Raw genomic sequence first — 24,506 nt, forward strand, 5'->3', positions numbered from 1 at the left:
GATTCTTTACATGCTATATGTCGATTCATGATTCACATGAATCTTCTGAATGTACATGATTTATATTGAAAAAAAATAAAGTTATAGAGGTGGTCTGACCACCTTTTTCTATTAAACAATAATATAAATATCGATTTTAGTAAAGTATGTTATTGTAATATGACATTTGCCTCACCAAGAATCCGATGCATTTCCCTAAGAGCCTCTTGAGACGGGGACACACGTAAATGATCCGGAAGCTGGACACTCTTTTTTTCACGTTCATAATAAACGATGACAGGATTCTTCCCTTTGAACCGGTTAATCGTTTGATGAATACGCTGCGTACAAGCCTCTTCATCCTGATCCATGGCAATTTTCAAATAGAGCTTCTGGTCCCCTGCTTTCACTCTCGCCTGCACTTCTTCCATCGCTTCCACATGATTCACAATGAACTGAAGCTTATCGTTACGTTCTTCCACGTTTCCACCAAACAGGAGGATATTCCCTTCTTTTAGCTGAGTCATATGATTTCGATAGACATTCGGAAACACCACCGCTTCAATCTCTCCACTTTCATCACCGATTTCGAGGAAGGCCATCACTTCCCCTTTTTTCGTCCGGATGGATTTCACTCCGGTAATATAACCGCCAAATGTGATTTTCGATCCCTTTTGAAGATCGGCTATTTGCTGTAAGCCAAGATCATCATACAGGTGACGGTAGGAAGAAACGGGATGGTCAGATAAGTATAGACCCAGAACCTGTTTCTCGAATTGAAGCTTCGTATCGATGGTCATATCCTCTACTTCAACGTGTTTAGGCTTCAATAGGAACGCTTCTTCCTCATGAAACAGATCGTGATCACCTTCAGGGTTGACAAGCTCCGCATGCTGGGCAGCTACATCAAGGCTCGCAAGCAACGTGGCACGGTCCATTTCGAATTCATCGAACGCCCCGGACAATACTAAATTTTCGAGAATTTTCCGGTTAATCGTTTTGGAAGATACCCTCATGCAAAAATCAAACAGGTCCTGAAAAGGTTTTTCTTTTCTGGCACGGATGATTTCCTTTAGAGCAGCTGCCCCTATTCCTTTGATTGCCCCTAAGCTGTAACGGATCCTATTCTTTCCTTCCACCGTAAAGACAAATTGACTCGTATTAATGGATGGGGGCAGGATCTCAATATCATAAAGCTTTGCTTCCCGGATGTACTGAGCCACTTTCGTCTCATTTCCCACAACCGATGTCAGGAGGGATGATAAGAAAAAAGCAGGATAATGTGCTTTTAAATAGGCCAATTGATAGGCGATCATACTATAGGCAACAGCATGGGAGCGGTTGAATCCATAATCTGCGAATCTGACAATCAAGTCATAAATGGTGTGCGCGACTTCTTCGGTATAGCCTTTCCGTTTTGAACCGGAAACAAAATGCTCCCGCTCCTGATCGAGGACATCCTTTTTCTTCTTCGAAACCGCTCTTCTGAGCAAATCTGCTTCCCCGAGGGAGAAACCGGCCATTTTCGAAGCAATTTGCATGATTTGCTCCTGATATACAATGACGCCGTAGGTCATTTCAAGAATCGGCTTTAAGTCAGGCAAAGGATAGTCCACCTTCTCCACGCCGTGTTTCCGTTTAATATACGTCGGGATGTTTTCCATTGGCCCCGGACGGTACAACGCGTTAACGGCCACGATATCTTCAAAAGAATTAGGCTTCAATCTTTTTAATACATTTCGCATTCCTTCTGATTCAAGCTGGAATATCCCATTGGTCAGCCCTTTGCTTAATAATTCAAAGGTTTTAGGGTCATTCATGGGAATCGACTCAATGGAGAATGATTTATGGGTTCCCATTTGAACCTTCTTCACAATTCTCTCTAATATACTAAGATTACGCAGTCCCAGGAAATCCATTTTCAACAAACCGATTTCTTCCAAAATATCCATAGAGAATTGAGTGAGATGGATGCCGGATGAACTTCCCTGGATGGGTACCCACTGCACTAACGGAGCTTCACTCATCACGACTCCCGCCGCATGGGTCGACGTATGTCTTGGAAGTCCTTCCAGTTTAAGAGCCGTCTGAAATAATTTCTTATAATGATCAGAGCTCGTCACAAATTCCCGGAATCCCTTAGACTTTTCATAGGCTTCCTGCAGCGTGATCCCCAGCTGATTCGGAACAAGCTTGGATACTTGCTCCTGTTCCTTCATATTCAAGCCAAACACACGACCTGTATCACGCAGGGCCGCCTTCGCTGCAAAGGTCCCGAACGTAATGATCTGGGCAACGTGAAGGCTCCCATACTTCCCTTCCACATACTCGATCACTTCGTCCCGCCGGTGATCGGGAAAATCGATATCGATATCCGGCATGGACACCCGTTCAGGATTTAAAAATCGTTCAAACAGCAAATGATGCTCGATCGGATCCACATCTGTAATCCTCAATGCGTAAGATACCAAGGAACCCGCTGCCGATCCCCTTCCCGGTCCCGTCAGGATCTTTCTTTCCTTCGCATACTTCATAAAATCCCAGACAATCAGGAAGTAATCGCTGAATCCCATCCTGCCGATGACTTCAAGCTCATAATCCAATCGTTCTATGTACTCATCGGAAACCGACTCTACCCTATCACTCAGGCCTTTTTCACAAAGATGGGTCAATTCCTGAAGGGCAGACACTCCCTCAGGCAGAGGATATTTCGGGAGGAGCTGCTGATGGAAGGGGATGGTCAGGTGGCACTGATCGGCAATCTTCATCGTGTTTTCAAGCTCTGTGACATGATCAGAAAACAAATCCACCATCTGCTCTTTAGACTTGAAGTAATACTCCTGTGAACCCAATACGTCCCGGTCATCTTCAGATAGCTTTACTCCGTCACGTATCGCACCCATGCATTCATGGGCGAAATGATCTTCCTGGTCTAAATACTGAACATCATTGGTAGCCACCATATCCGTTCCTGTCTCCTTAGCCACTTGTTGAAGTAATGGAATAAGAGTATCCTCAGACGGAATCCCATGATTTTGAATGCTTAAATAAAAGGAGTCAATGCCGAACATCTGTTGATAGGCGTGGATGCACTCCTTTGCTTTTTCACTTTCATCATTCAATAAAAGGGTCTCAATCTCACCTTTGATTCCAGGTGAGATCGCGATTAATCCCTTGCTATAAGATTGAAGCCACTTCAACGGAAGTCCATTTTTAGTCTTGGCCCCGATCGCACTCGAGATCTTCAATAGATTTTGATAGCCCGTCTGGTTTTTCACCAACAGAACAAGCGGATAGGACCTTTCCTCGTTTTCCGTTGCAATATCTGCAGTTAACCCGATAATCGGTTTTATGTTTTCTTTTAAACACGCCTTATAAAAAGGGATGGCGGCATACATCATATTTTTATCGGTTAAAGCCAGTGCTTTATACCCTGAATTCTTCGCTTTATGTACAAGTCCATTTATCGATATCGTGCTAGACAGGAGACTATAGGCACTCGCTATTTGTAAATGAACAAATGACATGTTATGCACAACCTTTTTCTCAATATACTTTTATTATAGGAAAGAAACCGCAAAAAAGAAAATATGTTCTCCCTCATATCTTGTCTACTAACCCCATATAGTTATCGTAAAGACACGTAATAGATGGAGATGATGAAATGGCAGAAGCTTTCTTTCCGGAATTGGTGAAAAGTTTTTTCATAGCCTTTGGTGTTTTACTAGGTGGATCCCTACTCGGCGGTTTAGCTTCTTTTGCCATGGGACAGCCTTTATTCATTGAAATGTGGCGTTTATCTAATTTCCTTAGGATATGGGCGATCATTGCGGCCATCGGAGGTACATTCGATACAGTATACAGCTTTGAAAAAGGTTTCTTAAACGGTGAAACAAAGGAGTTATTCAAGCAGTTTTTATTAATACTATCAGCTTTAGGCGGTGCAAACACGGGTGGGATGATCATTAATTGGCTTACACAGGAGCATATTTCATCATGAGAATCCCACCCTTTTACCGGCTTCCTTCCTGGCAGCGGTTCTTCGCCGGAATGGTCGTGGGAGGCATCATCAGCTGGATTATTTTTCTCTTTATGTTCGGCGCCATGCATGAAAAACAAACGCATCTAATAGAAGAGCAGAAAAACGACATCAGCAAACTGAAAAATACCCTGTCTTATTTACAGGAAGAATACAAACAACTAAACAGCGAAAACGAAGACGAACTCACCATCCAGGAAGTCAAAGTGAAGATCATCAACAATACGAAAACAAAAGTTGAATTACTCAGTATACACGAAACAGAGGACCAGTTGAGCGAAGATTTGAGGAGCCTACTTACTATGAACCTGGAAACAGCCTATGGAAATAAAGAACTTGTTAAAAAAATCATTGAAAACAAAACAGTCGAACTAAATGATAAGTCCTTCAACTTAAAGGTGCGGGAGATGTACTTTTATACGACTACGCAGATTACGTTGGAGTTGAAGTATGAGGAGTGATGATGCTGGACGAACCTTTCGGAGAGGTGATTGTGCCTTTTGATGAGAGGTTCGTCTTTTGTTCGTTAATGGCTTTTTCTCTGCTGAAAATGATTCATTTATTTTGAAAACGGTTGGGATCTTCTTTCCTACCTTTGATACATCTTCTTAAAAGGCATTTCGAGTGCACTTTTCCAACCGGTTCGATTATGATTGCGTCGTTTCCCAACACAATTGCGTCTAAAGTGATGTTCATTGCGTCATTTTATTAATAATTGCGTCGTTATTCTGAGTTATTGCGTCAATTCCCATATTATTACACAATCGTGAAGGCTGAGGAATGAATATACTATCTATACCCCCTCATCCCACTCTCAAATGCTTCCCGATCATTATTCTCAACTCCGTGGAGAGCTTCTTGCAACGCAAATGTGCTCTTATAAAAGGTCATTCTTTCAAAGATTTTTTCCCCATCCGGATACATACTCAGGCTCCTTTTAACAAAAGGCTGACCGTAACTGGATAATAAACCTGCAAAGTCATACGCAGGATCGCCTATTTCCGTTTCTCCAAAATCTATAATTCCCGTTACCTCTTCCCGTTTTGAATCCCACAAAATATTAGAGGCTCCAAAATCTCCATGGGTAAGAACCGTGTTGAATGATAGAAGTTCCTTATTCGATAAAAACCTTTCAAAATTATGATCGATTTCAGACTTGGATGTTTCATTCATATACGGGAACAGCTTATCTTTAAATTTCCCATATAAATCTACGATCGCATTCCGTACATCTTCTGCGCTTTTCTTCTCAATTTCGAAGCTATCGACAGGTTGAGAGTGCAATTCCGTCAAAAATTGAACCAATTGGGAAGCTATGCGGTCCTCGTTATGAATGTTCTTCATCATATAGGGCCATAAGGGAGTACCTTCAATTCGTTTATAGCCAGTAAATACTTTTCCCACTTCATTGGGTTCCATCGATCTGTACTGAGGATATGGGATGGATAAACTGAGCTTCCCCTTAATCTGCTCCAGGACTTCGGTTTCTTTTTTTAATTTTTTGATCCCTTCCACATACTTCGGGAACCTGAAAACGAGGTTATCATTTACGATTAGTACATCATTATTCTGACCAAGATCGATCACTTCACTATGATCTATGTCTAACTCTGGATAGATTTCTCTTATTCTTTCTTCATGCATCGACTACATCAACCTCCTCACTGTCTTCCTTCAAAAGAAACATCATGATTATCCTTTATAAACAAATCATACTCATCCACAAATCTCTCTGCCTCTTCCAGGAATGGATAATGGTTACTTTTCTCAAAGATTACTAATCTGGAGTGAGGTATGCCTTCAGCCATCTCAATCGAATACATTAAAGGACATTGGACATCGTATCTGCCACACATGACTAACGTTGGGACTGAAATGAATTCCAGTTTTCTACTGACATCATAAACTTGTAATTCACGGATAAAAAAGTTCATTCTCGCAGCAGACATCCCTTTGTGAATATCGAGGGAAAAAAGCTCACTATATTTCTCAGGTGTATATAAAGACAATTTCGTCCTTTCCATCGATAATTCTTTTCTTTTTTCCATTGGCAAATCCGGTCGTTTTAACGTTTCGATCAGTTCCTGCATCCTGTGAAAATCCGGGTGCGCACTATTATAAATGCAATCTTTCGAGAAGGTCATATATTCTCTCGCAGCTGCCCCAACAATCACATTCACACGGAGACTTTCTGAAAAGTGGATTCCGTAAAGTATCCCAAGCATCCCACCAGTTGAATGCCCTGCGAAACCCCATTGAAGAAACCCTAATGCTTCACGAATAGCTTCCAAGTCGAATATAGATTCCAACATACTCAGCTGATAGGGTTCGTTTGCTTTCTCAGATTGACCTGCTTCCCGTAAGTTGATCAAGAAGACTTGGTTGGTTCTTGTGAATGACTCCGCAAAATAGTCACCGGTTTGGTTGAATTCAGAATAATGGTGGGTAACACAAAGCGGGTCTCCCTGCCCCTTGATAAATAGCTCAAATACTCCGCGTGTGGTATGTAGTAATTTTCTTTCCCATTTCCCCATAAGTACGTTCCTTTCTGAGATAAAGCTTTAAGAATGGTATCTTAAAATAACCCTAAATAAAAAAATAAAAATATTAACACAACATACTTATAAGCATTGTTTGATGATTTTTTTGGGGCCGTTTTACTTTTAATATCTATGGTTAGAAAAGCAAGTAAAATAATAATCAATAAATATGTAATAGCTTCCTTTAATGCCGCCAGCCCACTCATAATTGTTAACAGTAATACTAAACTCACGATGAATATGAATGTAATAGGAATAAACTCAGGTTTAAATTTGGCGTTTATCACGTGGCCACTCCTCAAAATATTTTTGTTAATTTATCTTTTCAATGTCACCACCTTTCACCCTTCCAGGAGAGCCATCATCCAACACCCGATCAACTTCCACTGCTATTTTATCCCCCTCTGAAAAGTCCTGGGCACCATCGGTCTCTATGTATACAAAGGTGAAAATATAATTACCCAGTCCTTCTGCTTTAACATTTTTCAACGATTCATAATCGGTGGCAGTCAAATCCTGTCCAATCAGTATCTGATTGTCCTCAACAGCCATGATGTAACCATAAATGACATCTTCGCTGCTTTCCTTAGGATTTTTAGATACATGAATGATGTACTCAGCAATATTTGTAAACTTGTTTGCTTTTTCTGAAGATGTGCATGATAACCACTTCAACGTATGATCTGCACCATTGATTTTCACTTGCATGGAATAAGGGATGATTTCTTCCTCTTTGCTACAGGACTCATCACGAGGGTTTTCATTCAAATAATTTGCTAACACCAGCTGCTTGTATACTTCCTGCTTATCATCATCATTCAGTTCTATAGATTGTTTTCCACCTTCTTTACCGTACGTTAATTCGACTTCAAAAACGTCCTGGCGTTGGACATTATAAGATACCGTAAGAACATCACGCATATCCCCATGGGTCCCATCACAATCCGTCAGATAATAGGACAGATTGGTAGAGTTTTCTTCCCTTTTCAGTTTTTCGCAATGAAACGTATCCACCTCTCCACTCCCATATTGATCTCTTGTATAGTCATATTTCACATTGATTTGTTTCCCATCGTAAGCTAAATCCGTGAGTATGGGATCTCCCTCAATCGTGTAGGATACGACTCTCAAATCTCCTTTTTTCTGCTTCTCTACCTGCTGAAAATAGTTCTCCATGTTATCCAGCCCTGTAATCCCACCGTGCACATCCACTACATCCGCATTAAATTCAGAATCGTCTTCATCAGTAGGTTGTGCCGCTTGATCGGATTCCTGGCATCCTGTGAGAATGAAGAGAATAGCGCCAAGTATCCAAACCCATTTTTGAGTAACCATCAACAATCCTCCTATAATAAACGGTAAACAACCAAATCCTAAGTTTAACCTAATTCACTCTCTCTTCTCAGACGCCTTTCATCTTTAACATCTCCGGCTGTATACACATTCTTTTTCCAAATAACTTTCCTCATAATAATACCAACGGTTCCTATAAGGATCAGGACCACGCCAATCCCCCTGAACACAAGCAATACTCCAAAATGATGGATAAGTACACCGCCAAGTAGGGGACCGGCAATAAACAATATACTTAACGTCGAGTCCACTATACCCGACACTCTGCCTATCGCTTCTGATGGGGGTTCCTTCTGGATCATGTAATTCACTGCCGTAAATGTTATACCAGTGCCAATACCGCCGATAAAGGCAAAACAGATTGCTACTATGAATGTACTTTGAGGATTCAGAAATCCTAACCCCCCTGTCATAACACCGATCAGGAGACTGCCAGTCCCGAAGAACCATCCATAGCTCTTGATTGCATCCAGCTTAGTAAGAACAAGAATGACCAGAAGAGAGCCGCCCCCGATAGCAGAGATAGTCCAGCCAGTCATCTCTGTCTTGTTGGGAAACACCTCGCTGAATAATGTTACAAGCTGAGCGTCGATCATTTGAATAGTTAGGGTGATGACCATCCCGTACAGCATACTTGCCAGCAAGATCCTGTTCTTAAAAACTATTTCCCATCCTTCCTTCCACGAGCGAAAGAAATGAGCGTGAACATCCGGGGTTGTTCCTTCGCTGTTCTCATTATTTCGTAAAGCTATCCTTGATAATATGATTCCTGAGAGGAGGAAGGCAACCGAATTAATACCTATCGAAATGTCCGGGCTGAAGACTCCCGAAACAGACCCACCCAATAGCGGACCCACCACTTTCACCAATTGAAGCAGGCTACCGTTAATGGTAACAGCCTTCATTAAATTCTCTTCATCTACAATGTTCCTCACTAAACCTTGCTGAGCCGGGGTGCCGACCACTCCAACAGTATTCCTTAACAGAAGAACGAACAGAGCCACCATAGGGGAGGACACAAACACAAGCAATAGCGTTAGACATCCCCTGATCCAGTCTGAATAAATCAGGATTCTAAGCTTGTCTTTACGGTCCACAAACACTCCTGCCAACTGGCCAAATAACGTACTCGGAATGGCGTACATAACAGGGATCATGGCAATCAACATAGGGTCGGCATTCCATGTATACCTGAATAGAATGAGAACGGCGATAAAATCAAACCAATTCCCAAGATTCGATAGTGCATTAGCTGAAAAAAACTTGATGAAATTTTGATCTTTCCAGATCGAGGATTTTTTCCCCATACCTGATCCCTCCACATTCATTCTTTATCAAAGAATAAATGATGAATGTCAGAGGAATATCAGAGATAAGTCTCAAGCTGGTTTCGAATGATAGATTCTAGATTAATTAATTGATACTCTTCCTCATATTTCTTCAATTGAAGGGAATATACCTGGGATAAATCCAGGTCTATCTCGTATTCAGCCAAGTAATACAAAATGGTATTCAGGCTGATGAATAGGCCAGGGACATATCTTGCTTGTGAAAATTGGTCCAAGCCTCGATCAAAAAAGTGTTTCGCTCGGATTCTATCTCCTTTATACAGTGAGGCAATTCCTTTAATGATCATAAAAGTTGCTCTCTCTCTTAAAAAAGGATAATGTTGGAGCTCTTTCTCCATTTCCATTAGTCTTCCTGTTATCCGATCATCATCTTTTTTTGATAATAGTATGTAGAGCTCAATGAAGGAAAGGAGTGGGATAAACCCAACCACTTTCTTTTCATGCACCGCTTTTTTTGATTGTGCCAAAAGAATTTCCGCATCTTCCAGCTGCCCAGTGAATACAAGAAGGGGTAACCGATTTAACATTTCCATTTCAGTACGGTGATCTACTGGAATGTTCGGGTTGACCATGGCTTTTGTAAAATACTCCAGACACTTATTCTTGTCCTCTGCTATGTAGGAATATATGTGTAGTAAGTAGTAACATCGATCCCAAAATGGAAGATCACTCGATTCAGCTATCCATTTGAAATTCCCCTTCATGAATTGAAGGTACAAACGGTTCTGTATCTCCAGTTCAAATCCCAACACTGACTGGTTTTCCTCCAGAAGCTTCAAGGCATCACCTTGACCATATAAGTGATATTTACGAAAAAGCATTGCCATACTCGAAGAAACTTCATCGTCCTGTAGCAGGACATTTTCCCTGACCGTTTCCCTGATCTTCAGTTTATACCCCACTCCCCTTATGGTCTCAATACTCATAATGGAAGAAAGGGGTTTCAATTTCTTTCTGACTCTGTAGATATGATCATCGACCGTCCTGTCAGTTGGTTCTTCCCTTGTCCAAACTGCTTCCAGCAGCTCATCCCGAGTGAAAATACGAGACGGGTTCCGAAATAAACATTCAAATAACTGAAATTCCTTCCTCAAAAAATGAATTTCTTCTGAATGATATTTTAGTATATATTCATTGTGTAATAGCTTAATATTATCCATTGTTTCACCTACATCGTGTATCCTTTTTGATGAAAACGCTCCATTAGTTTTTCTTTTAAAACCAAATGCTTTTCTTCTGAATACAAGTAAGTACTATCTATCCAATGTTTTGGAGAATAATTCCACACTGGTTTTGTCACATACTCTTCCCTTTCCCATTCGTACCTGGGGAAAATGTGGGCGTGTAAGAAGGCATCTGTGTTTCCGTAAATCGAATAATTGATTCGTTTCGGTTTACACACTTCCGTTATGACATCTCCAATTATGCTCATATCGAGTAAATACTCACCTCTCTGTTTCGTATCCAGGTCGTTCAACGAATTCACTTCAACGTACGGTAGCAAAACACAATACCCTGGTAAAAATTGTGTATCCCCCATTACGGAAAAACCACTTTTCATCTTGGCCAGTACCATAGGATTCCGGCCAGCATGAGCAGACCCGATCCGATCTTTTTTCCATTGGTCATTGTTCATTGACATACAAGGAACCTCCAAAATTCACAATTATTTACCTCTCAATCACGAAAACAAAACAATAAAAATTTGATAAAATCGAAACAGCGCTCCTATAAATACAGCACCTACAGCAGCCATCAATAGGTACCTGAATTTGAATAACCACTGGTGTTTATATTCATTAGGATCCTTCCACTTCTGAATATCTTTTTTCAAAGTGTAAAAGAAAAGGAGGATCAGCGGTAAAACAATAAGTACGATAATCCCAAGAAAGAAAACCTGATTGTAATACATCATGGATGATTCCTTCAGAAAAACTTTCAACACTTCACCCAGTGCAACAAAAAGCAAAATCAACAGCATGACATTGGATGTGAAAACGGCAGAGAGTTTTCTCCCTTTCTTAATGTCCCTTATGATTAAATATGGAATCAAAAAAAGGAGGACAAGCACTGCCGATGCGTAAAAATATGTACTTCCAGACATAGGATCCCTCCTCTTTTCCTTAACTAACAAAAAACTGAGACATCCAGGCAATATAGTATGAGCCCGGGATAAAGATCAGTTGTGCGATCACTGTCCCGAACAATCTTGAAATGATCATCATGATGGAAAGACCTTTTAATTCTGTATAATTCCCCTTCCCATTTGCCACATCATCAGCCAACACGGAAATCTTTGGATCAATGAACAGGGTAAGTAAAATGGTTGCGATACCATTGATCAATCCCGAAGCCATGGTCGCACTGTGTCCTCTATCAGGTACGATGATAGCAGCATATAGCGCAGATAGAACACCAATCGTGTAAACCGCTGTAATCATCATATTGATGAAAAACAACCTCTTGGGAATTGCCCTGAAATTGATTCCCGTCAAATATCTTCTACCCGGTTTGGCGATATGATTGATCCCTCTTTTATAAAGGTCATTTTTAAACCCAAGCTTGATCAATCGGGGAACAGAACCTCCCTGCTGTGAAAGATGGATAATTCCCCTGGAGAACAAAGCAACGAATGTAGGCAATAATACAATTCCTAAGATTGTCCCTAAAGTCGAGGCACCAATCAACACCCTGAATTGCCCTTCTATCACTTCTAATTCTCTGCCCTCAGGTGCAGCATCGATGAGACCGCCTGTAAAAGGCTGCTGCATCATATTGGACATCCTAGAAACAATGACCATCATATTAAACAAAGATAGACCCGAAGCGATTAGCTTCACCCTTGCCCCGGATAACCGGACAGCATAAGCAAGGGTTTCAATGCTATGTATAATCAGAATAAATAGTGCAATCGATATAACTGGTAAAGAAACAAACTCCACGACGACAGCTCCCTTTTTTATCCAAAACATATTATAGCATTAAAAAAAGGAACATTCCGTATTTTTGAAATGTTCCTTGAATTCAGCTCTCCTTTATTTTCTATACACCTCATACCAATGAAAAGGTTGAACTTCTTTTAAAGTCTTAAATAGAAGATCACCTTCTGGATGACAAACGCCCACCTTTACGCTAGCTCCCCAATAGAAAAGCCTCTCCTGACATATACCACAAGGCGTTAGAACTTTGTACTGGGAGTTTTCATCATCACGCACGACACAAATGGAATGAGTCACTTCAGTAGCAAGTTTGTGTGCCTCCAATATGGCTCCCGTTTCGATACAGAGCTCTGTTGAAGCATTGATGATTTCCGGGGAAACACTAGTGAGGATTTCTCCGCTTTTTGTATACATGGCAGCAGCACCTCCCCAGCCTGTCGAGTATCTTTTTTCGATTAAGGCTACCGCTTCTTCGAATAGTGATTGTTCAATGTTCATCTATTGCACCTCAGCAAACTTTTCAAAATATAGTTCCCTGGCCTCTCCTGTACTCTATTTACTGTATAAATCAATTACTATCATGTTAAGGTCTGTCTTATTTGTCCTTTCCCATTTAAAAAAGATACCTCGGCCAATGATCCATTTACATAGGTTAATTGAGGTGGGATATGACCTAAATCAACATTATATAAAATCGGAATATCCAGACCTTCATTAAATTTCTTTAAAGCGTCTTCTAACGTGAAACCTCCAACGTCTTGATATCCATCCGGCCTTCCGTAAAGCAACCCTTTACAATGATTAAACCACCCGGCAAGTCTCATCTGAAAAAGTGTTCGATAAATATCCGATGAATTCATTTCACAACTTTCAAAGTACCAAACAAATCCGTCCTTCTGGAATTTTTCGATGTATTCTTTGACCGGAGCATACGGAGTCCCTATTAGCTTACCGATTGTATCAAGACAACCACCTATCAGCCTTCCCTTGAATTCATTATCGTCCCCAATTATAGATTTCCACTCGACTTTTTCAGTCAAATTATAAGGAGGAAAATAATCTTCTTTCATGTCCAACCATTCGGTCTGATAAAAGTCTAATTCAGATTGGGTAAAAGACTCCCCTATATTTGTAGAAAGAATCTTGAGGGAATTCAAAACGGAATGATCGATCATGTGATTTCCAAAATCTAATAGATTGGGGCCATGCGCAGTGGCGAAATGTTTTGACAAAGTTACAGAAAAGAGTAATGTACTAATATCTGAGAATCCTAGTATCCATTTGGGTGTCTTTAAGTTGTGAAATTGCAAATGAGGCAGAATGTCAATTAAAAACTGTCCTCCCCAAGGTGGGATGATCGCTTTAATCTCATCTTTATTATATAGGTCTTCAAACTCTTTGGCTCTAATTGTAGCAGAGGCACTAGCTAAATGTTCGTTTTGTCTAAGCGATGGACTTTCAATACATGAGTACCCTAATTTTTCAATATTCTGGATTGCTCTATTCAATTTTTCCTCAAAAATTCCTGTTACACCAGAAGAAGGTGCGACAATCCCTATTTTATCACCTTGCTTTAATGGTTCCGGATAGTAAATCATGATACTTTCCCCTTTACTCTTTCATTTTTAATTTATCATCTGATTTCTCAGCTAGTAACGAGATCATCTTTCTAATAAAGGCAGGCGCTTGTGAACCCTCCTCTAAATTAGATTCAATCCAATCTATTTCTTCTCTTAACAACTGAATTAAGAAATAGATTGTTTTTTCATGTGTAGATGGAGCTATGTAAGTGAAGATTTCTCTTACTTTAGTTAATTGAGTACCTGGTAGTAACTCACTTAACGCTTTTAATCCTAACTGCGCTCTTTCGGGTTTATACCTGTGCAACAATACTTTAGATAAATTGACCATTACATGCTGCAGCATTTCAACAGCCCAAAGGTCGTTCCCCCTTTGATTGGCCTTATGATATTGAAATAAATACCAAGCCACATCAAATGCGTGCCCACTGAACTCCTCTTGGGATAAAAGAAGATTCTGGGAGGGTTGGAATTGTGATAATTTACCTGACGGATCGTACAAAACGTGAAAGTAATCTTTCTCTTTAAAACTTTTTTCTGTCACTGTAAACAAATCCACGTGAAGCAGATTATCAAAAACGGCAATAATCTGTGGAGCGATGATAAAAATATCATCATAATACAATACTTTCCTATATGCCTCTAAATGCTGCATCCTTTGAGGTAAAAACGACTCCAAATCTTCCGGATTTACCAAACAATATAAATCCACATCTGAAAATTCATCGTACTCGCCTCTCCCCATCGAACCCTTCAGGAATATCGCCTGAACTTTATCGTTCTTCATCAGGCTATCTGAAATCATTTTAACCGCATTATTTTGTTTCATTTTCCCCACCTCCAAAAAGTAAATATTACGCCAGTATATTCCAATTATTAAGAACAATCAATACTTTTTTCTGATTTTTCCAATAAAAAAAGCGGATTCCTTTAAGGAACTCGCCTTTTTCTTCATCTTATACAGAAAAACCGAACTAGGAACCTCTTACAGCTCTATCCCCGGAAAATAAGGTACCACATCCTCCCCCAGCTCCTGAATAACTTCATCAACCGGTCTCTCACTGTCAAAGAGTGCAAAGAACCCTTTTCGTTGAAACAAGGTTTCTTCTGTTGATCTGCTCGCTCTTTCCATACTTGAACCATTCTATCGTCTCCCCCTCAGGCTGACTTTCGTTCAATGCCGCGTAGCCATGCTGTTAATACCACAGCTCCTGCCACCATGATGGCACCGATCCACGGTGTATGGATCAAGCCGATTCCATCCACGATCATCCCACCGACAAAGGAACCGATCGCGATCCCGACGTTAAATGCCGCGATATTCAAGGCTGACGCTACATTGACTGCTGAAGGTACATACTTTTCAGCCAGGTTGACAACAAGGATCTGTAATCCGGGCACGTTCATGAAAGCGAATAATCCCATTAGGAAGATCGCGATCAGACCTGCCACTTTGAATGGTGCTGCGAAAGTAAGAGCTAATAGAATGATGGCTTGCATAACAAACATCCAGAATAACGATTTCAAAGGGCTCTTGTCGGATGCTTTCCCTCCGACGACATTTCCGATGGCAACGGCAATTCCGTATACAAGAAGGATGATACTCACCCATTTCGCGCTAAATCCCGTCACGTCTTGCAATAAAGGTGTTAAATAAGTGAAGGCGACGAACGTCCCGCCATACCCAAGTGCTGTGATGGCAAAGGCTAATAGTAATCGCCCATTCGTTAGGATCTTCAATTGTTCGCTGAACTTAGCTGGTGGTGCTTCTTTTAAGTTCTTCGGTACAAGGATGGAGCTTGCGATGATGCCAACGACACCGAGAAGGGCGACTCCCCAGAATGTGGCTCTCCAGCCGAATGCCTGTCCGATGAATGTCCCAAGTGGTACTCCTGTAACCGTAGCGACCGTCAATCCTGTGAACATAAAGGCAATCGCACTGGCCCGCTTATGGGCAGGCACTAAATCGGCGGCAATAGTCGACCCGATCGAGAAGAAGATCCCGTGGGAGAATGCCGTGATGAATCGGGCAACGAGCAATAACCCGAAGCTTGTGGAAAGTGCTGCAACCGAGTTCCCAACGATGAATATAAGCATCAACGACATAAGAAGGGATTTCCTGTTCATCTTACTGGTCAATGCTGTCAGGACAGGAGCCCCAATGGCCACTCCGAAGGCATAGCCAGAAATCAATAGTCCTGCAAGTGTAATCGATATCGATAAATCATCGGCAATCGATGATAATAATCCAACGGGTACAAATTCTGTCGTCCCTATTCCAAAGGCACTGATGGCAAGGGCAAGTAACGCCGGTGTGCCACCTTTCCTTTTTGACTGATCTATTGTAGCTGAGGTTGAACTCATAACGTTTATTCCTCCTTAAAATGGATAATTCGTTTATTGAAATGAGAATCGAAGGCGCCTTTCGTTTCTCTGTACACACATGATAATGGGTACAAATAATGAATGGAAGTACCCACTTTAAAGTCATAGGTACTTTTTTGTAACCTAGGACCTGTAAAGTTCCTATATGCCTTTCAAACCTCTTCTGTAAAATTCAGCAGGTACTGTTTGAAAAGCTAAACTGAATTATGAAGGAGAAGGACACTTTTGAGAAGAGCGCACTTTGAAGTGGCATAGGCACCTGGAAGTACCTATGATCATGGAAGATATAAGCTCTTCCCTAGTCAAAAGGAAAAGAACTGGTTACACTAAAGGGGAATGAAGTTATAGAGGAGAGTACATAATGAAAGCACTCATATTTGAAAAGTTCGGTGGACCGGATGTCCTCCATTATCAGGAGATTGATTCTCCGCAAATGGGACCGGATGAAGTTTTATTGGAAATGAAGGCAATCGGGCTAAATTTCGCGGATGTTTATAGAAGAAAAGGAAATTATCACTTAGCAGGAGATCCACCGTACATCTGTGGGTATGAAGGAGCAGGTGTCGTCAAAAATGTAGGAGCTAACGTGAGTGGAATTGACGTTGGGGACCGCATCGCTTTTGCCGATGTACCTTATGCGAATGCTGAACTTGTGGCAGTGCCAAAGGAAAAAGCCATCCCACTGCCGGATGATATATCGTATGAAACGGCTGCATCCCTCTTGTTACAAGGCCTTACGGCTCATTACTTAACGAAAGACAGCTATAGCATCAAGAGCGGGGATACCGTTTTAGTCCATGCGGCTGCAGGAGGAGTCGGACAGCTTCTTGTGCAAATCATCAAGATCTTGGGTGGCAACGTTATCGGCTTAACCTCTTCGGAAGAAAAGAGACAGGCGGCGTTGTCCATAGGTGCTGATCACATGTTTTTATATAGTGAAGACTGGAGCCAGCTGGTGCAAGATGTGACTGGGGGTAAAGGTGCAGACGTTGTGTATGAATCAGTAGGTTCTACATTAACAGAAAGTTTTGAAGCAACTCGCATCGGAGGGACGGTCGTATTCTTCGGTATGGCGGGAGGCGATCCTGTTTCTGTTGATCCCCGCATGCTGATGGACACCTCGAAAACCCTGACTGGCGGAGACCTATGGAATGTATTGACTTCTCACGAAGAACGAGTGACCCGCTCACACGAGTTGTTCGGATGGATCCAGGAAGGGAAGTTAAAGATCTCTGAACCAACAATCTTCCCTTTAAGCGAAGGCGCAAAAGCACATGAATATTTGGAAAGCAGAAAAAGTACAGGGAAAATTTTATTGATTCCATAAACAAAAGCAAAGGACCCTCTCCCAAACTGGAAAGGGTCTCTTCTATAAATCCTGTGACAACCGAATCATATCCCTGCATTGGATCCCATTTTCAAAAATCTCTTCCGGGTAGTGTCTGACGAAGAAGTCCAAGTCCACACCAACGATCCTGAATCCACACTTTTGATAAAGAGCCAATTGGCCAATACCTGAATTCCCGGTCCCCACTTCAATGGTCTTGTAACCTTTCTCCCTAGCCACCTTTACGGCATCCATCACAAGCTGTTTACCTATCCCTCTCCCATGCATCTCTTCTTCAACCGCCACATTCACTAGCTCGACGGTTTCGGGTCTTGTGGGAAGTAACACGTATACGCCTACGATTTTCTTTTCGAGCTCCGCTACAAAGCATTCTCCCCTATATATGTATTCTTTTACAATCTCTTCGGATGGATCTGCCAAGAGCAGCAATTCCATTGGAAGTTCTTCATCTTTCTTTCGTTTTCTGATGATCATTTCCTGCCTCCACTGAATGACTTAATCAAAACGGTTTTCGTTAAAATTTTCAATCTAAGCATAACTTATTCTGATCACACATTAAGAGAAAAAATATTCATCTAGGCATATCACCTTTACTAACCTGAAATCAATAGTATACTAAACATATTCTTCATCTTGAAGATAGTGGTTTAAAGCAGGACCCCTTATTGTAAATCGAAAAATTCCTTATTTGTAGCAGCTTACCAGTGACACTGGTAAGCTATTTTTTTCGCATGTAAATTATATCCGTCATTCTTCCATCAGGAAGATCAGAGCTTACATTTTCTGTTCAATCAGTCGTGCGCATTCCTCCGGAGGTGTTGTAGTCGTATCAACTGTCACATCATAAATCATTCCTTCGTGCACAACAGTGGCCTGTGATTCAGCCATCCCTTCAATCCGGTCTCCTCGCGATTTCTCACGAGCAGCAGCTACGATCTGGTCACATAAGACGCCAATCCAAAGTACCTGCAATCCTTCCAAAGTAGTTTCCCATCGTTTACGAGCTTTCACTCCACTAAGGAAAACATCGTCGATGATGATCCCGGCTCCTTTCCGTGCCATCTCTCCAATACCGTGCATCCATGCGATTCCAATTTTCGAAACTCTGTACCTGGACTGACCGATCCGTCTTCACAGAGCTTAATTCCGCTGTCTTTCTTTAGCATGGCATCAGGCATAGACTCGATTAGGTCATCAATGCTGAATCTCAGCCATGACTCTGTGAATGAATTCTGCAGACATTTCGACAGCGTCGTTTTACCGGAGCTTGATCCGCCATTTAGGATTATGATGTTTGTCATGGGTTTTACCTCGCTTTCTTATAATAGGAATAGATCCACAAGTTAACCGTAAAAAAGCTTGGCCATAGCTCTAGAATTATTTAGACTCAAACAATCCAGTTGACTTTGTTATATGAATCACTCCATTGTGAGCTTCTTTTTCAGATGCGAGGAAACGAAGAAACTCTAATAACGTATCATTTACCAAGGTCTTATTCAGGTCTGTATTAGAGGAAAGCAGATAATCGACTATTGCTTTTTCGTCTGTAATGCTCAACCCGCCTGGAAAACCTTTATAAACAATTTCACTGAAATAGCCCTGAAGTTGCTCAGCCCCATTTTCCACTCCAAAGTTCAAGGCATGTTCTCTAGCCGATGGAAAGTCTAAATTTGGATCAAAACGCCTTAACAACTCACCAAATTCTTTCATATGATTCTGCCCGATAGTTGAACAGTAAAATGTACCATCCGGTTTTAACACTCGCCTTACCTCTTTTAAAGCTTTTTTTCTATTCGGGACATGATACAACATATGGCTGGCAATGATAATATCAAAACGATTATCTTCAAAGGGAATATCCTCAATATTAAATTGACGGTAATGGAAATTTGGTATCTCCATTAAATTCTTTTTAGCTGACTCAACCATACCCTCGGAATAATCAGAAAGAATCAAGTTCCAGCTACTATCAATCCGTTCTCTATTTTTCAACCAAAAAGTACCGTCCCCGCATCCAATTTCAAGAATCCTACTATTAGGAGAGATGTCCATCTGTTCAAAAAGCCATAGATGCCAATCCTTTTTATTATCACTATATTTCTCATGAATGTTTATCCGGGTATTTAATTTCGCTGGATTACGATATTGTTCTTCTAATGAATTCAAGCTTTAATCCCTCCACACACTAAATTTTCCCCTTTCAGTTGGAAAACAAAATTAATAAAGGTTCATTTACTATCTTTCAATCTTCAATACATCCTCAGAAGGAGAAAGATAGTCTTTTTCTCCAATTGAAAAAGAAGTTCTTTGACGATTTAGTTCAGCATACTGAACAACTTTACCCTCTTTAAGAAAAACCATTAAATAGCCATCACTCTGGCTACACCAACGTTCATTAATAGTATAAGTAGGAAGGAAACCGTTATTATTCTCAAGGCAGACAGCTCACTTTCCTTATTATGATTTGCCGCAGGTGGAGTCTACCCCCTGATACATGCACATCAATTCTTTATTAGATTCTTCAAATACTCTATCTTCCCCATATCCTTATGATTATTCTTATCTGCCCGATAGCTGTCCTTGGATGAAGCCTCGTAAACACGTAAATATTGCTCGGGACTCAGCATATAATATTTCACTTCTCCCTTTTGATGCATTTCCAGATCTTCCATTCGTACCCCCGCGAAGTCCGGCAACGTGTCGATTATTCCAAACTCAACGGATAATCCATCTTTCGAGAACTCATGTTCATGCAAATCAATCAGGGTATAACCCTTTGAATTCATTACCTTCACAATATCATTCCAGTTATGTATGGATGTCTCAGGAGGTACTTCCCATCCTCTCTTATCACCAGGCACATGTATGTCCAGATCCTGTGCGTCCCAGCTCTTTTCTGTGACCACTTCCAATCCCACAGAGCCCATCAGCAATGGAGTGATTCCCATACCATTTAGCTTCCTGGCAACTTCAATAAACTCATTAAACTTTTGATGATACGTCTTCACCACTGAAAAACTCCTCCCTGAGAATACTCATCCGCAACCTGTCCACGAATTCCCCGTTTCTCAACCGGTCCTGCCTTAATAGACCTTCATCCACATAACCCATTCTTCTATAAGACTTGATTGCTTTTTCATTATCAACCTCGACTCTTAGCCAAATCTTGTTCAGCCCGAGTTCCTTAAATCCCCATAGAAGCATCTCTCGCATAGCAGCTAATCCAAATCCTCTTCCCCAATAGGTTTTATCTCCGATCGCCACTCCCAGTTCTGCATGTTTGTTTAAACGATCGATGTTTTTCAAATCGATCCAGCCGATGTGTTTGCCTTCTTTCGTCATAATCGCCTTTTGTTCATATCCATTCGTCCTCTTGATGCACATGTCAATCCAGGCAAGGGTTTCTTCCTGGCTGAATGGAGGATATTTCTCCGGCATGTTCAAGTGCTTCGTTACTTCTCTATCCAGACACCACTGGTATCGGTCTTCTGCATCATCCAACGTCAATTCTCTTAAGGTTACGTTTGGCCATTCAGTCGGTTTCATGGTAGTTCTCCTTTTCATAGTTGAGTGCTTTTGTAATGCTTTAATATTTCGATTAGAACCGCTTTGTTGTATTTCGTTTTCCCATGAATTCTTTCAGCCCATTCTTCCACCGTTTCCAGCTTTGGATCCTGCATCAGCCCTTCTGTCGTACTTAGAAAGCTCTCCCAGTTATAAAACTCCCAATGAGCGATTTCAGATTTGTAAGGGATTCTACATTCCAATAAAGGATGGTTCTTTATAAGATGTTGAGAATGCTCAGCAGCCATTAAAAAAGTAGCCATCTCGACTGGCTCCGTCTGAAAAACTTGCCTCGATACTTTTCCGTTCGGTCGATGATAAAGAATTTCTGTTCCTGTTGGATGATTTTGAACCTGAACCTTTGCTGCGGGGAAGAAACCACTTACCTTTTCGCTGGTGTAATCTATGCTGTCCGTATCGATTAAAATCGGATTCAACCATTGGTCACCCAAATCACAAAGAAATCGTTCCCCTTTTTCATTCAATGCGATAACGGCCCCATGAGCATCTTCCGAGTTCAGGTTATGACCGATGGGATACGCCTCGACCCCATCCCTTTTAAACTCATCCAGTAACCATAGTGCAAGATCAAAACAATTCCCGGACATGCCAAATTGTTCCCGATGTTCACGCATAAGAGAGACATCCCGCTGTTTCTTAATAGTTCCCTGGTTATAAAACCAAACTTTCGTTAACGTCTCCATGGGAAAATCCTTGAATTTTCCCCATGTCTTTAAAATGCTTTCTGAAGCTAACATTTGAGCTCCTACCTTCTAAATTGGATTCGTTGATAAGTAGATTAATAACTTAATTGGTCTATGTATGGCCTCTACACGCATTAATGACTTAACTATTTATTACTGCCGCTACCTAGCAATATATCTCTAATTTCCCCAACAGATGACACAATTGCGTAGGGAGTATGATTGGTTGGTTTTTCTATCCCTCTAAAATTGACCCATATAGCTTCCATTCCAGCTTCAATGGGCCCGATTACATCATGAGTCCACGAATCACCTATGAATATCGTCTCTTCAGGTTTCTTACTAAAAGTTTTTAGAGCAATATTATAGATTCTGCTATCAGGCTTTCTAAAACCTAATTGTTCAGCATGAAAGATTTTATTGTGGCTGAATATATCTCCCAGGCCCATGTTGATTATCTTCTGTTGAGGGTCATAAAGTCCGTTTGTTACAAGCCCTATCTCATAATGCTTATTCAGTTCATTCATTAAATTTAATACATATTCGTTAACAGTAATGAATTTCATACTTGTGTTAGTAAAAAGAGCTTCGAGCTGTTCAATTGCTTCAATGTTCACCTTCACGTCAAAGTAATCAAAAGCGCTCTTCCATCTTTCTCTCTTAAATTCAAATGTATTTATTTCCCCACTTACAAGTTTCTCTATTAAAGATTTTGGAGGTTGTTTTATTTTCTTCAGAAATAGTTGTTTATCCATCTCCTTTGTCAGTGGATGTTCTGTAAGAGACTGAACCAGTCCATCATCATACCAAGACGAATTTTCAAGTAGCGTGTCATCCAAGTCAAATAAAAGAAGGCTATACTTTTTCAATGACGTATCAACCCTTTTAATAGTTTTTTATAAAGTACGAAATCACATGTATACTAAAGTTGTCTCTTCAGCATAACTTCCCCCCACATGATTTCACCCGTCTTCTCAAACCCCAGACTTTCGTATAACCTTATAGCACTCACATTCTCCGGTTCCGCACTTGTGAATAATTCTATATTTCCATATGTATGTGTCAGTTTTTCTAAAAGTAGCTGCGTTGCCGTTTTCCCATAGCCTCTCCCTTGATATTTCTGATCGACCATTAACCGGCTCATCTCCATACGGTTTGTTTCAGGGTCAATCCCATACATGATGAACCCAACCATGCTATGTTGATGATAAATGGCCAATGGATATTGATCTTCCATAAATTTTGATTGCAGCAATGAATAAGCGTTATCTGCTACAAACTCCTTTTGAAGCTCCGAGACAGATAAGGTTACACATTCCTCCCAATTGTCAGCATTGATCTCCTTTAATGCCAGATTCATATAAACCACCCCTTTTTCGATATTATCGATGAAACCGTCCCATCACCACGGTATCGTAGTAACGCCCATCCGATAATAATTTATCTTTCTTCAATACTCCTTCTACTTCAAAACCGTTGTTTTTATAGAGGATAATGGCTTTTTCATTGGTTTCAAGAACATTCAAGGTGATTTTTTTAATCTCGTTGGCATCTGCCCAACGGATGGACTCTTTTAATAGATTTTTCCCAATGCCGTATCCCCAGAATTCTTGCAATACACATACACCAAACTCCACTTTATGAGCGATTCGCTTTAATGGTTTCCCCTCACACCTTGAGAAACCTGCAATCCTGTCGTTCACTTCACACACCAAAAAGAGATTCTGGTCACTCTCCGTATCTTCTTGAATGAGGTGTTTAAAGCCCGCCACATCTATGTACGCTTCACCCTTTTCCCTATCCATGTTTTCTGTCTCTCCGTCTGCCTGCAATCGCACTTCTGAGAGACTTTTTGCATCATCTTCCCTTGCTGACCTTATGATATAGGTTAGATTACGAATATGAAATTCAATTGGATTAATGATTATTTCGATCCACTCCTTGCATTGGGGATCACTCCCACCATCAAGCTTACACAAAATATTATCCATTAATTTCTAAATTCTAACAACACTTATCATCCAGACCCAGTAATGAAACCCTTCCTGTCCTTCAAAGCCGAATCAGTGATATGAGGGAACAAATGATTAAGGAGTTGAAGTCGTTGGGAGGTTGAATGACTTGGTGTTTTATTTAGAAGAGATGAATTATTTTTGTGACTGTCATGATAGAGCTTATGATTAGCTACAGTCTTTATTGAAGATGTCAAAAATAGCTGAAGATCATTCTAGTGACCTCCAGCTGTTCCTCCAATCAACGATGTGACGGCCAAGAACCCTGCATTTTCCTCACTTGAATAATTTGACCCGTATGGTATGCCTCATGAAGCATGATGTCTAAGAGCTTTTCTTCCAGAGCATTCTGTTCAAGTTCTTCAGTCGTAGTTCTACCAAGTGCTTCTCTTAAAAGGCGGTGAGCGGACTCAACACGTTCAACGACTGCACTCCAGGCCATGTCATCATTTAGTTGTTCCGTAAGATAGAAGGTTTCATTTCCATCGAGAGTTTGATTCCATTCACGGCCTTCTAATTGTGCGGTTAGTCTTTCTTTATAATAAGTAAGATGATTTACATTCTCCCATATGGTTTTGGTCGCCTCTCCATCCGGTCTCCAACTAGCCTGTTCTGCTGTGAGTCCTTCTATTGCAGGTTTGAATGGAGCATACCAACTTTCCTGGTCGTATGTAGTATCGAGCATTCTTAAGAGCAAGTCAGTTCGTTTCATGA

Annotated in this window: 27 protein-coding genes and 1 pseudogene; 3 read left to right on the plus strand and 25 right to left on the minus strand. The window is 40.9% G+C overall.

What is annotated here, in order from left to right; translation table 11 throughout:
- Window positions 1–149 precede the first annotated feature (149 nt).
- Entirely contained in the window at window positions 150–3,506 is a 3,357-nt protein-coding gene (gene dnaE / locus ACIFOD_RS05685; protein WP_430313839.1) for a DNA polymerase III subunit alpha, read from the minus strand.
- 137 nt (window positions 3,507–3,643) lie between these two features.
- On the opposite strand from dnaE, the gene ACIFOD_RS05690 reads away from it, so the two are divergent.
- Entirely contained in the window at window positions 3,644–3,979 is a 336-nt protein-coding gene (locus ACIFOD_RS05690; RefSeq protein ID WP_113969604.1) for a YtrH family sporulation protein, read from the plus strand.
- Entirely contained in the window at window positions 3,976–4,479 is a 504-nt protein-coding gene (gene ytrI, locus ACIFOD_RS05695) for a sporulation membrane protein YtrI (RefSeq protein WP_430313841.1), read from the plus strand. The genes ACIFOD_RS05690 and ytrI overlap by 4 nt, the downstream gene beginning before the upstream one ends.
- Before the next feature lie 328 nt (window positions 4,480–4,807).
- Here ytrI and ACIFOD_RS05700 read toward each other — a convergent pair whose 3' ends face one another.
- The 14 genes from ACIFOD_RS05700 to ACIFOD_RS05765 all read right to left on the minus strand — a co-directional run bounded on the left by ACIFOD_RS05700 (window position 4,808) and on the right by ACIFOD_RS05765 (window position 16,143).
- Window positions 4,808–5,662: a phosphotransferase family protein gene (locus tag ACIFOD_RS05700; RefSeq protein ID WP_430313842.1), complete on the minus strand. Its 855-nt coding sequence runs from the start codon at window positions 5,660–5,662 to the stop codon at window positions 4,808–4,810.
- Between the two features lie 17 nt (window positions 5,663–5,679).
- Window positions 5,680–6,552, minus strand: coding sequence for an alpha/beta fold hydrolase (locus tag ACIFOD_RS05705; protein ID WP_430313844.1), 873 nt, complete (start codon window positions 6,550–6,552; stop codon window positions 5,680–5,682).
- A gap of 41 nt (window positions 6,553–6,593) precedes the next feature.
- Complete coding sequence (locus ACIFOD_RS05710; RefSeq protein ID WP_430313845.1) at window positions 6,594–6,845, minus strand: hypothetical protein; 252 nt, start codon at window positions 6,843–6,845, stop codon at window positions 6,594–6,596.
- 25 nt (window positions 6,846–6,870) lie between these two features.
- A complete protein-coding gene (locus ACIFOD_RS05715) occupies window positions 6,871–7,893 on the minus strand; it encodes a DUF4362 domain-containing protein (protein WP_430313846.1) in 1,023 nt (340 codons plus the stop codon).
- Window positions 7,894–7,937: 44 nt separating this feature from the next.
- Complete coding sequence (locus ACIFOD_RS05720; RefSeq protein WP_430313847.1) at window positions 7,938–9,218, minus strand: MFS transporter; 1,281 nt, start codon at window positions 9,216–9,218, stop codon at window positions 7,938–7,940.
- A gap of 59 nt (window positions 9,219–9,277) precedes the next feature.
- On the minus strand, window positions 9,278–10,420 hold the full coding sequence (locus ACIFOD_RS05725) for a winged helix-turn-helix domain-containing protein (RefSeq protein WP_430313848.1): 1,143 nt from the start codon (window positions 10,418–10,420) through the stop codon (window positions 9,278–9,280).
- 8 nt (window positions 10,421–10,428) lie between these two features.
- Window positions 10,429–10,902: an HIT family protein gene (locus ACIFOD_RS05730; protein WP_430313849.1), complete on the minus strand. Its 474-nt coding sequence runs from the start codon at window positions 10,900–10,902 to the stop codon at window positions 10,429–10,431.
- Between the two features lie 39 nt (window positions 10,903–10,941).
- Window positions 10,942–11,364 carry a hypothetical protein gene (locus ACIFOD_RS05735; RefSeq protein WP_430313850.1) on the minus strand — a complete coding sequence of 141 codons (423 nt, stop codon included), beginning with the start codon at window positions 11,362–11,364 and terminating at the stop codon, window positions 10,942–10,944.
- 19 nt (window positions 11,365–11,383) lie between these two features.
- On the minus strand, window positions 11,384–12,202 hold the full coding sequence (locus ACIFOD_RS05740; protein ID WP_262372483.1) for a lipid II flippase Amj family protein: 819 nt from the start codon (window positions 12,200–12,202) through the stop codon (window positions 11,384–11,386).
- 93 nt (window positions 12,203–12,295) lie between these two features.
- On the minus strand, window positions 12,296–12,697 hold the full coding sequence (locus ACIFOD_RS05745) for a cytidine deaminase (RefSeq protein ID WP_430313851.1): 402 nt from the start codon (window positions 12,695–12,697) through the stop codon (window positions 12,296–12,298).
- Between the two features lie 80 nt (window positions 12,698–12,777).
- Window positions 12,778–13,797, minus strand: coding sequence for a S66 family peptidase (locus ACIFOD_RS05750; RefSeq protein WP_430313852.1), 1,020 nt, complete (start codon window positions 13,795–13,797; stop codon window positions 12,778–12,780).
- Between the two features lie 13 nt (window positions 13,798–13,810).
- The gene (locus ACIFOD_RS05755; RefSeq protein WP_430313853.1) at window positions 13,811–14,608 is read right to left on the minus strand and encodes a nucleotidyltransferase domain-containing protein; all 798 of its coding nucleotides are present in this window, start codon (window positions 14,606–14,608) and stop codon (window positions 13,811–13,813) included.
- Window positions 14,609–14,764: 156 nt separating this feature from the next.
- Complete coding sequence (locus ACIFOD_RS05760; RefSeq protein WP_430313854.1) at window positions 14,765–14,911, minus strand: hypothetical protein; 147 nt, start codon at window positions 14,909–14,911, stop codon at window positions 14,765–14,767.
- Between the two features lie 26 nt (window positions 14,912–14,937).
- The gene (locus tag ACIFOD_RS05765) at window positions 14,938–16,143 is read right to left on the minus strand and encodes an MFS transporter (protein WP_430313855.1); all 1,206 of its coding nucleotides are present in this window, start codon (window positions 16,141–16,143) and stop codon (window positions 14,938–14,940) included.
- 382 nt (window positions 16,144–16,525) lie between these two features.
- On the opposite strand from ACIFOD_RS05765, the gene ACIFOD_RS05770 reads away from it, so the two are divergent.
- On the plus strand, window positions 16,526–17,491 hold the full coding sequence (locus ACIFOD_RS05770) for a quinone oxidoreductase family protein (protein WP_430313856.1): 966 nt from the start codon (window positions 16,526–16,528) through the stop codon (window positions 17,489–17,491).
- A gap of 42 nt (window positions 17,492–17,533) precedes the next feature.
- Here the strand turns inward: ACIFOD_RS05770 and ACIFOD_RS05775 are convergent, their stop codons facing one another.
- The 10 genes and pseudogenes from ACIFOD_RS05775 to ACIFOD_RS05820 all read right to left on the minus strand — a co-directional run bounded on the left by ACIFOD_RS05775 (window position 17,534) and on the right by ACIFOD_RS05820 (window position 24,504).
- Entirely contained in the window at window positions 17,534–17,986 is a 453-nt protein-coding gene (locus tag ACIFOD_RS05775) for a GNAT family N-acetyltransferase (protein ID WP_430313857.1), read from the minus strand.
- A gap of 300 nt (window positions 17,987–18,286) precedes the next feature.
- Window positions 18,287–18,813: pseudogene (locus ACIFOD_RS05780) on the minus strand (chloramphenicol phosphotransferase CPT family protein).
- A gap of 76 nt (window positions 18,814–18,889) precedes the next feature.
- Complete coding sequence (locus ACIFOD_RS05785) at window positions 18,890–19,678, minus strand: class I SAM-dependent methyltransferase (RefSeq protein WP_430313858.1); 789 nt, start codon at window positions 19,676–19,678, stop codon at window positions 18,890–18,892.
- A gap of 335 nt (window positions 19,679–20,013) precedes the next feature.
- Window positions 20,014–20,460 (minus strand): phosphoribosylanthranilate isomerase, encoded by a 447-nt coding sequence (locus ACIFOD_RS05790; protein WP_430314031.1) that lies wholly within the window; start codon window positions 20,458–20,460, stop codon window positions 20,014–20,016.
- A gap of 34 nt (window positions 20,461–20,494) precedes the next feature.
- Window positions 20,495–21,058 (minus strand): GNAT family N-acetyltransferase, encoded by a 564-nt coding sequence (locus ACIFOD_RS05795; RefSeq protein WP_430313859.1) that lies wholly within the window; start codon window positions 21,056–21,058, stop codon window positions 20,495–20,497.
- 14 nt (window positions 21,059–21,072) lie between these two features.
- Complete coding sequence (locus tag ACIFOD_RS05800; protein ID WP_430313860.1) at window positions 21,073–21,834, minus strand: hypothetical protein; 762 nt, start codon at window positions 21,832–21,834, stop codon at window positions 21,073–21,075.
- Window positions 21,835–21,926: 92 nt separating this feature from the next.
- A complete protein-coding gene (locus tag ACIFOD_RS05805) occupies window positions 21,927–22,649 on the minus strand; it encodes an HAD family hydrolase (RefSeq protein ID WP_430313861.1) in 723 nt (240 codons plus the stop codon).
- A gap of 53 nt (window positions 22,650–22,702) precedes the next feature.
- Window positions 22,703–23,140, minus strand: a complete 438-nt coding sequence (locus ACIFOD_RS05810) for a GNAT family N-acetyltransferase (protein WP_430313862.1) — start codon at window positions 23,138–23,140, stop codon at window positions 22,703–22,705.
- 22 nt (window positions 23,141–23,162) lie between these two features.
- Complete coding sequence (locus ACIFOD_RS05815; protein WP_430314032.1) at window positions 23,163–23,708, minus strand: N-acetyltransferase family protein; 546 nt, start codon at window positions 23,706–23,708, stop codon at window positions 23,163–23,165.
- A gap of 325 nt (window positions 23,709–24,033) precedes the next feature.
- Window positions 24,034–24,504 (minus strand): DinB family protein, encoded by a 471-nt coding sequence (locus ACIFOD_RS05820; RefSeq protein WP_430313863.1) that lies wholly within the window; start codon window positions 24,502–24,504, stop codon window positions 24,034–24,036.
- Between the last annotated feature and the right edge of the window lie 2 nt (window positions 24,505–24,506).

Origin of the sequence: Rossellomorea sp. NRS-1567, from assembly GCF_050467885.1 — a bacterium.
GTDB lineage: Bacteria > Bacillota > Bacilli > Bacillales > Bacillaceae_B > Rossellomorea > Rossellomorea aquimaris_C.

What these genes read in the sequence shown, in the direction of transcription:
- dnaE (WP_430313839.1), bottom strand. Translation starts at nt 3,506, where the DNA reads ATGTCATTTGTTCATTTACAAATAGCGAGTGCCTATAGTCTCCTGTCT.
- ACIFOD_RS05690 (WP_113969604.1), top strand. Translation starts at nt 3,644, where the DNA reads ATGGCAGAAGCTTTCTTTCCGGAATTGGTGAAAAGTTTTTTCATAGCC.
- ytrI (WP_430313841.1), top strand. Translation starts at nt 3,976, where the DNA reads ATGAGAATCCCACCCTTTTACCGGCTTCCTTCCTGGCAGCGGTTCTTC.
- ACIFOD_RS05700 (WP_430313842.1), bottom strand. Translation starts at nt 5,662, where the DNA reads ATGCATGAAGAAAGAATAAGAGAAATCTATCCAGAGTTAGACATAGAT.
- ACIFOD_RS05705 (WP_430313844.1), bottom strand. Translation starts at nt 6,552, where the DNA reads ATGGGGAAATGGGAAAGAAAATTACTACATACCACACGCGGAGTATTT.
- ACIFOD_RS05715 (WP_430313846.1), bottom strand. Translation starts at nt 7,893, where the DNA reads ATGGTTACTCAAAAATGGGTTTGGATACTTGGCGCTATTCTCTTCATT.
- ACIFOD_RS05720 (WP_430313847.1), bottom strand. Translation starts at nt 9,218, where the DNA reads ATGGGGAAAAAATCCTCGATCTGGAAAGATCAAAATTTCATCAAGTTT.
- ACIFOD_RS05725 (WP_430313848.1), bottom strand. Translation starts at nt 10,420, where the DNA reads ATGGATAATATTAAGCTATTACACAATGAATATATACTAAAATATCAT.
- ACIFOD_RS05730 (WP_430313849.1), bottom strand. Translation starts at nt 10,902, where the DNA reads ATGTCAATGAACAATGACCAATGGAAAAAAGATCGGATCGGGTCTGCT.
- ACIFOD_RS05735 (WP_430313850.1), bottom strand. Translation starts at nt 11,364, where the DNA reads ATGTCTGGAAGTACATATTTTTACGCATCGGCAGTGCTTGTCCTCCTT.
- ACIFOD_RS05745 (WP_430313851.1), bottom strand. Translation starts at nt 12,697, where the DNA reads ATGAACATTGAACAATCACTATTCGAAGAAGCGGTAGCCTTAATCGAA.
- ACIFOD_RS05750 (WP_430313852.1), bottom strand. Translation starts at nt 13,797, where the DNA reads ATGATTTACTATCCGGAACCATTAAAGCAAGGTGATAAAATAGGGATT.
- ACIFOD_RS05755 (WP_430313853.1), bottom strand. Translation starts at nt 14,608, where the DNA reads ATGAAACAAAATAATGCGGTTAAAATGATTTCAGATAGCCTGATGAAG.
- ACIFOD_RS05760 (WP_430313854.1), bottom strand. Translation starts at nt 14,911, where the DNA reads ATGGAAAGAGCGAGCAGATCAACAGAAGAAACCTTGTTTCAACGAAAA.
- ACIFOD_RS05765 (WP_430313855.1), bottom strand. Translation starts at nt 16,143, where the DNA reads ATGAGTTCAACCTCAGCTACAATAGATCAGTCAAAAAGGAAAGGTGGC.
- ACIFOD_RS05770 (WP_430313856.1), top strand. Translation starts at nt 16,526, where the DNA reads ATGAAAGCACTCATATTTGAAAAGTTCGGTGGACCGGATGTCCTCCAT.
- ACIFOD_RS05775 (WP_430313857.1), bottom strand. Translation starts at nt 17,986, where the DNA reads ATGATCATCAGAAAACGAAAGAAAGATGAAGAACTTCCAATGGAATTG.
- ACIFOD_RS05790 (WP_430314031.1), bottom strand. Translation starts at nt 20,460, where the DNA reads ATGGGAATCACTCCATTGCTGATGGGCTCTGTGGGATTGGAAGTGGTC.
- ACIFOD_RS05795 (WP_430313859.1), bottom strand. Translation starts at nt 21,058, where the DNA reads ATGAAACCGACTGAATGGCCAAACGTAACCTTAAGAGAATTGACGTTG.
- ACIFOD_RS05800 (WP_430313860.1), bottom strand. Translation starts at nt 21,834, where the DNA reads ATGTTAGCTTCAGAAAGCATTTTAAAGACATGGGGAAAATTCAAGGAT.
- ACIFOD_RS05810 (WP_430313862.1), bottom strand. Translation starts at nt 23,140, where the DNA reads ATGAATCTGGCATTAAAGGAGATCAATGCTGACAATTGGGAGGAATGT.
- ACIFOD_RS05820 (WP_430313863.1), bottom strand. Translation starts at nt 24,504, where the DNA reads ATGAAACGAACTGACTTGCTCTTAAGAATGCTCGATACTACATACGAC.